We start from the raw sequence: 15316 nt of genomic DNA, 5'->3' as shown, positions 1-15316 counted from the left end.
AAATAATTTTAACATTATTACTAGGAATACACCATGTTTGATACAATTGCATTAAGTAATGAAGCAATAATTAAAGTATTAGGTATTGGAGGAGGTGGAGGAAATGCTGTTGAACATATGGTACGAGAAAAAATAGCAGGAGTAGAATTTTTTGCAATTAATACTGATGCACAAGCATTAAAAAAAATTGAAGTTGAACAAACTATACAAATTGGAAGTAATATTACCAAGGGATTAGGAGCAGGAGCAAATCCTGCAATTGGAAAACATGCTGCAGAAGAAGATCGTGAATCAATAAATGCAGCATTAGAAGGAGCAGATATGATATTTATAGCTGCTGGAATGGGAGGAGGAACAGGTACCGGAGCTGCACCCGTTGTTGCTTGTATTGCAAAAGAAATGGGTATTTTAACAGTAGCTGTAATTACTAAACCCTTTACTTTTGAAGGAAAAAAACGAATGATCTTTGCTGATGAAGGCATCTTAGAACTGTCGAAATACGTCGATTCTCTAATAATTATACCGAATGATAAATTATTAAAAGTATTAAATAGAGGTATTTCTCTTTTAGATGCATTTAGTGCAGCAAATAATGTTCTTCGAGGTGCTGTACAAGGTATTGCTGAATTAATTACAAAACCAGGGTTAATGAATGTTGATTTTGCAGATGTTAGAACAGTAATGTCCGAAATGGGATATGCAATGATGGGTACTGGTTTATCGTCTGGCGATAATCGTGCAGAAGAAGCAGCAGAAATTGCTATCTCTAGTCCATTATTAGAAGATATTGATTTATCAGGAGCGCAAGGAGTATTAGTAAATATTACCGCAGGAATAGATTTAAGACTAGATGAATTTGAGACTGTTGGAAATACTATACGAGCATTCTCATCAGATAATGCAACGGTTGTTATAGGAACATCATTAGACCAAGAAATGAACGATACTTTACGTGTTACTGTTGTTGCAACAGGTATTGGTACAGAACAAAAAATAAAAAACAATATACAATTAAATAAAAATAATAATCACCAAGAAAAAATATCTACAGATTTTCATTATCCAAATTTTAATTCAGCAATTAAAAAAACATATCAGAAAAATATACATCGAAAAAATATTACAATAAAAAAAAACAATAAAATAGAATCAAATTATTTAGATATTCCATCTTTTTTAAGAAAAAAATAAATTTTACACAATAAATAATATGCTAAATCAATCAAAATTAAAATTAAAATTCACTACTCCAGCAAAAAATAAAATTGAAAAATTAATTAACAATAATATTGATTTAAAATTTCGAATTTATATTATTGGTGGAGGATGTAATGGTTTTCAGTATCAATTTAAAGTGGATCGAAATGTTAATACTAATGATATCGTTATAAAAAAAAAATTTACTATTGTTATTGATGCAATTAGTTTACAGTATCTCCATGGAGGAATCATCGATTATCAAGAAAATTTATCAGGGTCTAAATTTATAGTCTCTAATCCACATGCAAAAACAACATGCAGTTGTGGTGCATCATTTAGTGTATAACTTTTATATTAAAAAACATATGAAAATTGGAATTATATATGCAATGGAAGAAGAAATACGAGCATATTATTATAATGTTAAAAAATTTAAAAAAATACAAAATGAAACTTATGGAATTAATATCTATATCTCCAATTCTAATAAAATTATTCTTATCAAATCAGGTATAGGTAAAGTTTCTAGTAGCATTGCATGTACTATTTTAATTCATACATATAAAGTTCATATAATTATCAATATAGGATCTAGCGGAGCATTAAAACCATATATTAATATTTCTAATTTTATTATTGGAAAAAATATATCTTACCATGATGTAAATTTAACAAGTTTTCAATATAAAATAGGACAGATACCAGGATTTCCTCAAAAATTTAATACAAATATTTTTTTAAGAAAACAAATTAAAAAAATATTATATAAATACAAAATCACCTTCTGGGAAGGATTAATTATAAGTGGTGACATATTTATTCATAAAAGTCAAGATATAAATAAAATTACAAAGAATTTTCCTGATGCTATAGCATCAGATATGGAATCTGCTGCTATCAGTCAAATATGTTTTCAATATAATAAACCAGTATTAATTATCAAAATTATTTCTGATGACACGAACAAAAAAGCACCATTGATATTTAAAAAAAGTATACAAAATATCTCTATACAATCGTACAAAATTATTGAAGATTATATCAACATAATAAAAAAATTATACAAAATCGGGAATATAAATAAAAATTTATAAAATATTATAAAGAATTATTTGAATAATAAAACAAATAATTCTTTATGATACAAATGATCTTAAATAATATAAAAAACATTATTTTTTTAATTTAGATTTAATATTGATCAAATCAGTAATCGTTCCTTGTAAAATTTGTGCTGCTAATCCTACAGATTCAGATAATGTAGGATGAGCATGAATAGTTAATGCAATATCTTCTATATCACAACCCATTTCTATAGCTAATGTGATTTCAGATAATAATTCACCTGCCTGTCTACCAACAATAGCACCACCAATAATTTGACGATTATTTTTATTAATAATTAATTTTGTCATACCATATTCACAATTTGAAACGATTGCACGACCAGAAACATTCCATGGAAATACTGCAGTTTCAAAATTAATATTTCGTTGTATTGCTTCTTTTTCCTGTATACCAGTCCAAGCAATCTCGGGATCAGTATAAGCAACAGCAGGAATTGCTATTGGATTAAAATAATGTTTATAACCAGCAATTATCTCTGCAACAATATGACCTTGATGTATTGCTTTATGTGCTAACATAGGCTGTCCAGTAACATCCCCTATTGCATACACATTAGAAATATTTGTACGAAATTGATCATCTATTTTAATAAAATTGTTTGCATCAAGTTCTAAACCAATATTCTCTAAAAGTAAAGTTTTTATATTAGGATTTCTACCAACAGCAACTAAAAGTGCATCATACAGTACTGCATCTTTACTCAATTTATTACATAAAGTAACCAAAACTTTGTTATCTTGTAAAGTAACATGATTAACATTAGTTTCCAATAAAATATTAAAATCTTTTTTTACTGCTCTAGAAAAAATTTTGACAATATCTCTATCTAAAAAAGGTAAAATTTGATCACACCGATCAATAACATCAACTTCAGTTCCAATAGAACTATAAAATGTAGCCATTTCCAAACCAATAATTCCTGATCCAATAATTAACAATTTTTTTGGAATAGTTTTTAAAGATAATGCACGAGTTGAATCCCAAACACAGGTATTATCATATGGTATGTTTGGTAATGTTATAGATGTAGATCCAGTAGCAATAATAACATTATCAAAATGTACATGAACTTTTTCTTTTTTATTAGTAACTAAAACTGTATTTTTATTAATAAAACTACCTAATCCATATAATACATTTATCATTCTACCTTTAGCCATGTGTTTTAATCCAGTAGATAAAGTAGTGATAATTTTTTTTTTACGTTCTCGTATTATATTAAAATCAATCTTTGGTTTCTCAAAACAAACACCGTGTTTAGATATTTCCTGTGATTCTTTAATAACCTTTGCAATATGTAACAAAAATTTTGAAGGAATACAACCAACATTTAAACATACTCCACCTAATTCATTATATTTTTCTAGTAAAACCGTATTTAATCCTAAATCAGCACTCCGAAATGCTGCTGTATATCCTGCAGGACCGGATCCAAGAACTAAAACTTGTACGTGAATCTCACGAATCATATTTACCCTTAACAATAAAATATATATAATATATTATAATAATAAATATTTGTCTTATAATTATTATGATTATGAAACTACATATACATTTACTATAACATTATCTATACTAATAATAATCTAATATCAACCAATAATTCATTTATATAAGAAATAAATTTTGCACCTTCAACCCCATCTATAATACGATGATCATAAGATAATGATAATGGCAAAATTAATTTTGGAATAAATGCAGTACCATTCCATATTGGTTTATAACAAAATTTTGAAACTCCTAAAATCGCTGCTTCAGAAGCATTAATAATTGGAGAAAATGCAGTACCACCAATACCACCCAAACTAGAAATAGTAAAACAACCACCTTGTAAATCAGATATTTTTATTTTTCCTAAACGAGCACTATTTGATTTTTGATATATCTCATATGCAATATGAGACAAACTTTTATTTTGAACATTTTTTATCACTGGAACAAGTAATCCATTACTAGTATTTACTGCTATACCAATATTAATATATTTTTTTAAAAATATTATTTCACCATTATTCGATATTGTACTATTTAAATATGGAAATTTCTCTAATCCTTTAGTAATAGCTTTTACAATAAACGTTAATAGCGTGAATTTTTTTGATTTATTTTGTATTTTATTATTATATTTGATACGAAATGCTTCTAAATCTGTAATATCAACTTCATCAAATTGCGTAACATGAGGTATCTTGGACCAATTTTTAGATAATAAATCGCCTGATAATTTTTTAATTTTACTGCATTTTACTTCTTCTACTTCACCAAAACGACTAAAATCAAAATTACATGTATGTTCTTGATTTTTAATGGATAATATTCTATTATTGGTATGTGAATTTACATTAATTAAATAATTATCTAAATCATGTTTCATAATTCTATTTTTTCTACCACTTCCAATAATTTTTTTTAGATTTATGTTTAAAGAACGTGCTAACCTCCGAATTAAAGGTGAAGCATGTATTATAAAAACACGATTTTCTATAATTTTTATATTTTCTTTTACATGATCTAAAGGTATTAAAACATCTTCTACAGGTTCTAGAATCATAATAACACAATCTTGACGTACAATATCTGTTACTTTCACTTTAATTTCTTTAACTTTACCACAATGCGTTGAAGGAATCTCCATAGAAGCTTTTTCTCCTTCTATAACGATTACACTCTGTTCTTTTTCAACAATATCATTGACATGAACTAAAATATCAATTACTTCAGCTTGATCTATACCAATATCTGGAATTTTTATTACAATATCCACTGGATTGAACCTCTTATGCTAAACGTGGATTAATCTTTTTGGTATTAATATTAAATTTTAGTATTGCATCTCCAACAACTTTCTTATCTATAAATAAACAGTTAGATAATTCTGTTAATGCTGCAACAACAATATAATGTGCACTAATTTCAAAATAATAACGTAAATTTTTACGACTATCTGAACGACCAAATCCATCTGTACCTAATACTCGATATGTCTTAGCTGGAACATAATTTCGAACCTGATCAGCAAATAATTTCATATAATCAGTAGCTGCTACTGCTGGAGATGAATTCATAATTTGAGTAATATAAGGAATTTTAGGTTTTTCATTGGGATGTAACATATTCCATCTTTCACAATCTTGCCCATCTCTAGCTAATTCCGTAAAAGATGTAACACTATAAATATCAGATCCAATCTGATAATCATTGTATAAAATATCTGCTGCTTGTATTATATTTTTTAAAATTGCTCCTGAACCCATTAATTGTACTTTTTGTTTTTGATTATTCAATGAACGTAATTTATAAATTCCTTTTTTAATACCCTCTTCAACATTTTGAGGCATTTCAGGCATAAAATAATTTTCATTCATTGTAGTAATATAATAATATATATTTTCTTGTGCAGATCCATACATTCGTTCTAACCCATCTTGTATAATAACCGCAAGTTCATATGAGTAAGATGGATCATAAGAAATACAATTCGGTACAGTAAGAAAATGAATATGACTATGTCCATCTTCATGTTGTAATCCTTCACCATTTAATGTGGTCCTACCAGAAGTAGCACCAATCAAAAAACCTCTTGCTTGTTGATCACCAGCTGCCCAACACAAATCTCCAATACGTTGAAATCCAAACATTGAATAATAAATATAAAATGGAATCATTGGAAAATTATTGTTACTATATGAAGTTGAAGCAGCTAACCAGGAAGATGCAGCACCTAGCTCATTAATACCTTCTTGTAATATTTGACCACTTTTATTTTCTTTATAATATGCTAATTGGTTTTTATCTTGTGGCGTGTATTTTTGACCATCAAAATTATAAATACCAATTTTCCTAAATAAACCCTCCATACCAAATGTACGAGCTTCATCAGCAATTATAGGTACAATACGTTCTTTTAAATTCGGAAAATCTAATAATATATTTAATATACGTACAAAAATCATAGTGGTAGACAGTTTACGTTTTTGCGATACAAGTACTGATTTAAAATTATCTAAAGTTGGTAAATTTAATTTTTCTGTAAATCGGGCTATTCTAGTAGGAATATAACCACCCAAAATTTTTCTTCTTTTATGTAAATATTTATATTCTATAGAATTTTTATCAAAAGTTACATATGGCAAATCGGGAATATTTTTTTCTAAAATAGGTAAATTAAAACGTTGGCAAAAATATTTTAAATCACAAATATTCATTTTTTTAATTTGATGCGCAACATTTTTACCTTCTGCTAAACGACCCATACCATATCCTTTTACTGTATGAATTAAAATAACTACAGGTCTAGTTTTTGATTGTTTAGCTTTATAAAAAGCAGAAAATATTTTTTTCGGATCATGTCCACCCCTATTTAATAACCAAATTTCTTCGTCAGTCATATCTTTTACCAATTCCAGTGTCTCCGGGTATTTTCCAAAAAAATTTTTTCTAATATATGCTCCATCTTTCGATTTAAAAGTTTGATAATCGCCATCTAAAGTTTCATTCATTAATTGTATTAATTTACCATTTAAATCTTTTTTTAATAAAATATCCCATCGATCACCCCAAATTACTTTAATAATTTTCCATCCTGCACCATAAAATAAACTTTCTAATTCACTAATAATTTTTCCATTACCTATAACAGGACCATCTAAACGCTGTAAATTACAATTTATAACATAAATTAAATTATTTAGTTTTTCTCTAGCAGCAACAGTAATTGCCCCTTTAGATTCAGGTTCATCCATTTCTCCATCACCTAAAAAAGCATATACTGTTCTATTTTGTGTATTTTTTAAATTTCTATTTTCTAAATATTTTAAGAATTTTGCTTGGTAAATTGAAGCAATAGGACTTAAACCCATAGAAACAGTCGGAAATTGCCAAAATTTAGGCATTAATTTTGGATGTGGATAAGAAGATAAACCATTACCTAATACTTCTTGCCTAAAATTATTGATTTGCTTTTTACTTAACCGACCTTCTAAAAAAGCGCGTGAATAAATACCTGGTGCAATATGTCCTTGAAAATATATTAAATCCCCATCACAATTTTTATTCGAAGCACGAAAAAAATGATTAAAACAAACTTCATAAATTGTTGCAGATGATTGAAATGATGATAAATGCCCACCAAGTTCTAAATTTTTATTAGAAGCACGTAAAACCATAACAATCGCATTCCATCGTATAACTGAACGAATTCTTTTTTCTATATCTAAATTACCTGGATATTTCTTCTCGTGACAAACAGGTATAGTATTGATATAATCTGTAAAAAAATTTTTTCTTGTACTAGACATGCTATATGTATTAAGTTGATTTATCAATTTTTGTAGTATAAATTTTGCACGATGTATACCATCTTTTAAAATAATTGACTCAATAGAATCCGTCCATTCAATAGTTTCAATAGGATCAATATCATACTGAGAATCATTTGACATTCTGAATATTCCTTTATTTATTTAAAATGAATGTTTTATTTAATATACTAGTAATAATTTTAAATAATAAAAAACTATATAATTTATTTAAAAATATAAATATATTATTATATATATTAAATACGTTAAATATGAATATTAAAACAATGTATCATCATTAAAAATCGTATTTTCCTGTTCTAATACTCTAATAAATGTAGTTCGTTTATTTAATTCTTTAATTTCTCTAGCCCCTACATACGTACAAGACGATCTTAAACCACCTAATATATCAAATACTGTATTTTGTACTGGACCTTTTAATAATAATTTTACTGATTTACCTTCATCAGTTTTATAACCAGCAACTTCACCTATATGTAATTGCATAGCATTTGTTGAACTCATACCATAAAAAATCATAAATTTTTTATTATTCTCTTTAATAATTTTACCTTCACATTCATTATGACCAGCAAATATCCCTCCCAACATAACAAAATCAGAACCTGCTCCAAATGCTTTAGCAATATCACCAGAATTAACACACCCACCATCACTAATAATATGGCCTTGTAAACCATGCGCAGCATCTGCACATTCAATAATAGCAGATAGTTGAGGGTAACCAACACCAGTTTTAGTACGTGTTGTACAAACCGAACCTGGACCAATACCAACCTTAACAATATCAGCTCCAGCAAGTAAAAGCGCCTCAACCATTTCACCTGTTACCACATTACCAGCACAAATAATTTTATTTGGAAAATTAGTACGTATTTTTGTTACAAAATGTATTAAATGATCAGAATATCCATTTGCTATATCAATACAAATATATTTTAATAAAGGTGATAAAGAAAAAATTTCTTTTAATTTAATATAATCTGCATCCGAAATACCAGTTGAAACCATAATATAATCAAACATATTATGTGGTAAATGGGTAATGAAACTTTTCCATTCTTGAATATTATAATATTTATGTATAGCCGTTAAAATATGCAAAGAAGATAATTTTATAGCCATATTAAATGTACCTACAGTATCCATATTTGATGCAATAATAGGAATACCAGAACTAATCATATTAGAGTATTTAAAATATATCTTTCTATTTAAATTCACTTCTGAACGACTTTTCAATGTTGATCTTTTTGGTATAATTAAAACATCTTTAAAACCTAGTTTAATACTTTCTTCAATCCGCATAAATATATTCCAATAATATAATATTAAAATGGTTGGATATAAATGATATTTATAATAAATAAAAAATATGAAAAACTATAGATTAAATATCTTCTTAATTATATTTGAACTAATTTCATATTTTAATGTATTTAACATTTTTTCAAACACAAAAAATGATTCTTTAATATATTCTTGTTTAGGATTTTTTTGTGCATAACCCCTTAAATGTATTCCATGACGTAAATATTCCATAAATGATAAATGCTCTTTCCAAAAAAAATCTAAAATATTTAATATAATATTTTTTTCCATGATACGTACGTTATTATATCCCATTATATTTTCTACCTTACGATATTGGTTTTGTATCTTTTTATAAATTTTATGTAAAAAAAAAATATTAGAAATTCTATAATTATTTTTAATCCATTTTTTAAATGGAAAAAATAAATTAAAATCATGTTCAAAAACCGTACTCAAAATTGTAACATTCCATTCAACAACAGGAATATCATTTGAACAATGCATATTAAGCATACCACGAATTACATACAGTAAATTATTTTGTACAATATATTTAATATTTTTCATATTTAAAATATCATCTCTGATAAAATAAAAAATATTTCTATGTTTATTTAAAATATCATCATATTCTAATAATTCTTTCCTAATTGTAAAATTATAATTTTCTATTTTTTTTTGCGCGTACGTAATAGCATTCATAATCCAACGATGTTCTATAGGTTCTCCAGATTTTATATTAAATTTTAAAATAAATTTTTTTATAGATTCTGGTATAAAAATACGTATTAAAGAATCCTCTAAAGATAAATAAAATCTCGAAGAACCTGGAGCACCTTGCCTTCCTGTTCTACCTCGTAATTGATTATCAATTCTACGTGATTCATGCCGTTCCGTTCCAATAACATGTAAACCACCTAGTGATACTACACAATTATGTTCTTTAGACCATTCTAATTTTTTTTTTTGATTATACGATGAAAAATGATTTTTGTTATTCATTTTTATCATTCCACCCAAAACAATATCTGTACCTCTGCCAGCCATATTTGTAGAAATTGTTACAGCATGTAACTTACCTGCTTCCGATATAATAGACGCTTCTTTTGTATAAGATTTAGCATTTAAAACATTGTGTTTAATACCTAATTTCATTAATTTTTCGGAAATAATTTCAGATTTTTTGATTGAAGTTGTCCCAACTAAAACAGGTTGTTTTTTTAAAACACATTGTTGAATATCCTGTATAATAGCTTGCATTTTATCCTGTTCAGTAACATATATTAAATCAGATAAGTCTTTACGAATCATCGGATAATTAGTAGGTACCGTAATTGTATTTAAACCATAAATAACTTTAAATTCAAAAGACTCAGTAGAAGCTGTACCTGTCATACCTGAAATTTTTTTATAAATTTTAAAATAATTTTGTAAAGTAATAGATGCTAAAGTATGATTTTCATGTAATATATTTAAATTCTCTTTTGCTTCTATTGCTTGATGCAAACCATCAGACCATCTTCTATCTGGCATCATTCGACCAGTATGTTCATCAATAATAACTATTTTTTTATCTTTTATAATATAATCTATATCACGAAAAAAAACAAAATGTGCCCGCAAAGCAGAAATAATATGCTGCATTAAAACTAAATTCTGGCTTGAATATAGTGATGCACGATTATTCATAAACTGACAATTTGATAATAAAAATTCAACCTTTTTTAAACCAGATTCAGTTAAAAAAATTTGTTTACTTTTTTCATCAATAAAAAAATCTCCTTTTTTTATAATAATATCCTTAGATTCCATTTTTTGCTGTACAAAATGAGAAACTAAATTATTAATAGTACGATACATTTCTAAATTTTCTTTAGATGGTCCGGAAATAATTAAAGGAGTACGCGCTTCATCAATTAATATTGAATCTACTTCATCAATTAATACATAAAATAAACCCCTTTGTACTTTTTGATCAATAGAAAATACCATATTATCACGTAAATAATCAAAACAAAATTCATGATTGGTACCATAAGTAATATCAGCAAGATATGATTGTTTTTTTTTTTTAATCGACATATTAGACAAAGTAATACCGACTGTTAATCCCAAAAAATTAAATAAAACTTGATTTTTTTCAGCATCACGATTTGCTAAATATTCATTCATAGTAACTACATGTACACCATTTCCACTTAAAGCATTTAAGTAAATAGCTAAAGTCGAAGTTAAAGTTTTACCTTCTCCAGTACACATTTCAGCAATACAATTTTGATGTAAAATAACTCCGCCCATTAATTGCACATCAAAATGTCTCATATTAAAAACCCTTTTGCTAGATTCTCGTACTGTTGCAAACGCCTCTGGCAACAAACTATCCAAAGATTTTCCTGATTTTATAGCATTTTTAAAAATTTGCGTTTTTTTTTTAATTGATTATCTGATAAATTGCTAAAATAACCTTCCAAACTATTTATATGATCTATAATATGTCTTATTTTAATTAATTTAAAGTTATTTTTTTTTTTAAATAAAAACTGTAACATTCTTAAAAACATAGAATACTCCTTGTTGTAATTCAATACGCTGTATATGAAAATAATTTATAAAATAATAAATATAACTTATAAACAGTATAATGCATTACTTAAATCAAAATTACAAAATACGTTATATATTTTATAATATTATATTAAATATAAATGCATAATATTTACGTATATAAAATTATTATTTATAATATGTTATTTTGGTAATTGAAAAATTTTTGGGTACTTTACTTGCAATAAATATAATCCACAAGGATGAGCAGTTGGCGCACAAAAAAAACGATTTTTCTTATTTAAAACATATGTTATCCATGAAAAATGTTTTTTCATTTTACCAATTTCAAGTAAACAACCAATAATATTTCTCACCATATATTGCAAAAATGCATTTGCCTCAATATCAATAAAAATAAATTTATTCAATTGATATACATGAGTGAAAATAATTTTTCGAAACGGTGTATATGCTTGACATTTTTTTGAGCGAAATGAACTAAAATCATACTCCCCAACAATACATTGACTAGCATGATACATAGCCTGTACATTTAATACTCTATGTACATCATAAACACGATTCCTTAATATAGAAGATCGAGTAATATTATTATAAATAATATATCGATAACAACGTGAAACTGCACTATATCTGGCGTGAAATATATTAGGCACTTTTTTAATCCACCGCATAACAATACCGTTAGGTAAACAACTATTAATACCTAAAAGCCAAGATATATTCTCACGCACAGAAAATGTTTGAAAATGTATGACTTGACCTACACTATGTACATGCGCATCTGTTCTACCTGAACAGAAAATATCTACTTTATGATTTGCAACTATAGAAATAGCTTTTTCTACCACCAATTGAATACTTAAAATACCTGATTTTTGAATTTGCCAACCATGATAATCACTACCATCATATTCTAACCCTGCTGCAAATTTTTCCATTTTTATATTTTGATTCATAATAACCTTAAGAATTCTAAATTAAATTATTAAATACATAATAAAAACATAAATAATAGTTGTTACAGACATTAAAAGTAAAAATAAATATTTAAAATACAGTTTAAAATGATTAGTTATAATATATAAATAATTAATATATTTTATTATAATAATTGTATGTTAATATATATATGATTAATTCATCTATATTCATTTTGATTCAATAAAATATTTTTTAAAATGAAAAATCATTGCATATTTTTGTAATAAAATATATTGCTAGTTTAATACAAAAATTTTATACTAAAATTATTATTACTATAATAAAAGTACTATAATCAATATAGTAATCCATTATAAATGACATTAAGGGTACATAAATTCAATGCGAGTACTTAAATTTGGCGGAACATCTGTATCAAATGCAAAAAAATTTTTAGATGTAGTAAAAATTATTAAAAAAAAATTTCAATATGAAGACATTGCTATTGTATTATCTGCACCCGCAAAAATAACTAACTATTTAGATCAAATAAATAAAAATATAACATTAAAAAACGATTCAAATATTCTATTTAAAAAAATAAAAAAAATTTTACATACACTAATTAGTGGAATAAAAAAAAAATACCACGATTTTCCTGAACAAGATGTAATAGAATATATAAAAAAAAAAATAAAAAAAATAAAAAACAAAATTAAAAATATTAATTATTCTAATAAAAAAATAGAAAAAACTTTTGCAGAAATTATATCCCAAGGCGAAATTTTTTCTATAAAAATTATGAAAAAAATATTTATTTCTCAAAACTATCCTGTATTTACAATAAATCCGGTTAAATATATCACAGCAAATAATAATTATCTTAATGCAAATGTAAAAATACTAGAATCAAAAAATAAAATCCAAAATATAAAAATTCCAAAACGACATATCGTATTAATGCCGGGATTTATTGCTGGTAATTATAAAAAAGAACTAGTTACTCTAGGAAGAAATGGATCTGACTACTCTGCTGCAATATTATCAACATGTTTAAATGCACATACATGTGAAATATGGACTGATGTAGATGGAATATATACTGCAGATCCACGTATTGTACCAAACGCAAAATTACGAAATGAAATATCGTATCAAGATGCAATAGAATTATCTTTTTTTGGAGCAAAGGTACTACATCCAAAAACTATTCTTCCATTATCACAATATAATATTAAATGTATTATTAAAAATACATTTTTTCCAGAACGTCATGGTACAGTAATTACTACAAAAACCATGAAAAACACTAATAATATTCAAGGTATTACATATATTGATAATATTATACTAATTATAATTAAAGTTAATGAATCGCAATATATTAATCCAATTACCAGAAAAATATTTTCAATTCTGTTAAATCGTAAGGTTCGTATCTTATCAACAATAAACGCTCCCTTAGAGAACAAAATTTTTTTTTATATTATAGATAAAAAAATAAATAACATACAACTCATATTACATAAAGAATTAAAACAAGAATTAAACGATGATATATTAAAAATTGTTCATGTGAATCAAAAATTAAAAATGATCGCAATTATTGGTACCAACATACAAAATAACAACTATACTAAAAGAAAAGTTTTAGGAGTTTTAAAACATACTGATTTAAATATCATGTGTATAAACAATCAATTTTCTAAAAATGCTATTTTAATTGCTACAGACAATGAAAATATTATAGAAAATATTAATATAATACATGATAGAATATTTCATAATATAAAGACTCTAGAAATATTTATCATCGGTATTGGAGGTGTAGGAACATCTTTAATTCAGCAAATTGAAAAACAACAACATAGATTAATTAATAAAAAAATAAAATTTAAAATTTGTGGTATTGCTAATTCCAAAAAAATGATGGTACATTTAAATGGTATTAAATTACATCATTGGAAAAAAGAATTTCATGAATATCATGAAAATTTTTGTATACAAAAATTAATACGATATACGAAAGATATTCGAATATTTAATCCCGTTATTGTTGATTGTACTGCTAGCCAAGATATTACTAAAAATTATTATGATATTTTAAAAAATAAAATTCACATTGTGACACCAAATAAAAAAGCTAATACCAATAGTTTGCAAGAATATGAAAATATCAGAAATATTTCAGTAAAAACCAATAAAAAATTTTTATATGAAACTAACGTTAGTGCTGGTTTACCAATTATTAAAACATTAAAAAATTTATTTGATTCTGGTGATAAATTAATTAATTTTAAAGGTATACTATCAGGATCTTTATCATTTATTTTTGGAAAATTAGAAGAAGGGCTATCTATTTCAGAAGCTACTATCATGGCTAAAAAACTCGGATTTACAGAACCAAATCCAAAAGATGATTTATCAGGCATTGATGTTGCTAGAAAATTATTAATTATAGCACGTGAAGCAGGATATAAATTAGAACTCCATGATATTAAAATTATACCAATATTACCAGAACGGTTACTTCATTTAGAAGATGAAAAAATATTTTTATCACAATTAAAAGATCTAGACACATATTTTGAAAATAAAATAAAAAAATCTAAAGAAAATAATAAGGTACTAAGACTAATAGGAACTATTGAAAAAGATGGATCCTGTCAAGTGAAATTAACTGAAATAAATAAATTAGATCCATTATATCATGTAAGAGATGGTGAAAATGCACTAATAATATACAGCGAATATTATCAACCCATGCCATTAGTATTAAGAGGTTATGGTGCAGGAAATAATGTCACAGCTGCTGGAATTTTCTCTGATTTATTACAAATATTATCATAATA

11 protein-coding genes are annotated in these 15316 nt (G+C 25.7%); 4 read left to right on the top strand and 7 right to left on the bottom strand.

All coding sequences use genetic code 11. From position 1 onward, the window contains the following. The first annotated feature begins 33 nt into the window (after positions 1–33). From ftsZ to AB4W50_RS00770, 3 genes are read left to right on the top strand one after another with little or no spacing between them, the layout of a single operon-like run. Positions 34–1191 carry a cell division protein FtsZ gene (ftsZ, locus tag AB4W50_RS00780; protein WP_367677266.1) on the top strand — a complete coding sequence of 386 codons (1158 nt, stop codon included), beginning with the start codon at positions 34–36 and terminating at the stop codon, positions 1189–1191. Between the two features lie 19 nt (positions 1192–1210). Continuing rightward, a complete protein-coding gene (gene erpA, locus AB4W50_RS00775) occupies positions 1211–1546 on the top strand; it encodes an iron-sulfur cluster insertion protein ErpA (protein WP_367677265.1) in 336 nt (111 codons plus the stop codon). Then, complete coding sequence (locus AB4W50_RS00770) at positions 1503–2294, top strand: 5'-methylthioadenosine/adenosylhomocysteine nucleosidase (protein ID WP_367677264.1); 792 nt, start codon at positions 1503–1505, stop codon at positions 2292–2294. The genes erpA and AB4W50_RS00770 overlap by 44 nt, the downstream gene beginning before the upstream one ends. Before the next feature lie 78 nt (positions 2295–2372). Here the strand turns inward: AB4W50_RS00770 and lpdA are convergent, their stop codons facing one another. The 7 genes from lpdA to truA form a co-directional block, all read right to left on the bottom strand. After that, positions 2373–3797 (bottom strand): dihydrolipoyl dehydrogenase, encoded by a 1425-nt coding sequence (lpdA, locus tag AB4W50_RS00765; RefSeq protein WP_367677263.1) that lies wholly within the window; start codon positions 3795–3797, stop codon positions 2373–2375. Between the two features lie 104 nt (positions 3798–3901). Continuing rightward, positions 3902–5098 carry a 2-oxo acid dehydrogenase subunit E2 gene (locus AB4W50_RS00760; RefSeq protein ID WP_367677262.1) on the bottom strand — a complete coding sequence of 399 codons (1197 nt, stop codon included), beginning with the start codon at positions 5096–5098 and terminating at the stop codon, positions 3902–3904. Between the two features lie 13 nt (positions 5099–5111). Further along, positions 5112–7775, bottom strand: coding sequence for a pyruvate dehydrogenase (acetyl-transferring), homodimeric type (aceE, locus tag AB4W50_RS00755; RefSeq protein WP_367677261.1), 2664 nt, complete (start codon positions 7773–7775; stop codon positions 5112–5114). A gap of 138 nt (positions 7776–7913) precedes the next feature. Beyond that, positions 7914–8966 (bottom strand): GMP reductase, encoded by a 1053-nt coding sequence (locus AB4W50_RS00750; RefSeq protein ID WP_367677260.1) that lies wholly within the window; start codon positions 8964–8966, stop codon positions 7914–7916. A 75-nt stretch (positions 8967–9041) separates the two neighbouring features. Beyond that, a complete protein-coding gene (secA, locus tag AB4W50_RS00745; RefSeq protein WP_367677259.1) occupies positions 9042–11357 on the bottom strand; it encodes a preprotein translocase subunit SecA in 2316 nt (771 codons plus the stop codon). A 14-nt stretch (positions 11358–11371) separates the two neighbouring features. Continuing rightward, positions 11372–11533 (bottom strand): hypothetical protein, encoded by a 162-nt coding sequence (locus AB4W50_RS00740; RefSeq protein WP_367677258.1) that lies wholly within the window; start codon positions 11531–11533, stop codon positions 11372–11374. A 186-nt stretch (positions 11534–11719) separates the two neighbouring features. Beyond that, positions 11720–12502, bottom strand: coding sequence for a tRNA pseudouridine(38-40) synthase TruA (gene truA / locus AB4W50_RS00735; protein WP_367677308.1), 783 nt, complete (start codon positions 12500–12502; stop codon positions 11720–11722). A 364-nt stretch (positions 12503–12866) separates the two neighbouring features. Here truA and thrA point away from each other — a divergent pair, with 364 nt between their 5' ends. Continuing rightward, positions 12867–15314, top strand: coding sequence for a bifunctional aspartate kinase/homoserine dehydrogenase I (gene thrA / locus AB4W50_RS00730; protein WP_367677257.1), 2448 nt, complete (start codon positions 12867–12869; stop codon positions 15312–15314). The last annotated feature ends 2 nt before the right edge of the window (positions 15315–15316 follow it).

This window comes from Buchnera aphidicola (Takecallis arundicolens) (assembly GCF_964058945.1).
Taxonomy (GTDB): Bacteria; Pseudomonadota; Gammaproteobacteria; order Enterobacterales; family Enterobacteriaceae; genus Buchnera_L; species Buchnera_L aphidicola_AH.
Note: the sequence above shows the minus strand (reverse complement) of the source record. Positions and strands in the feature narration are given on the sequence as shown.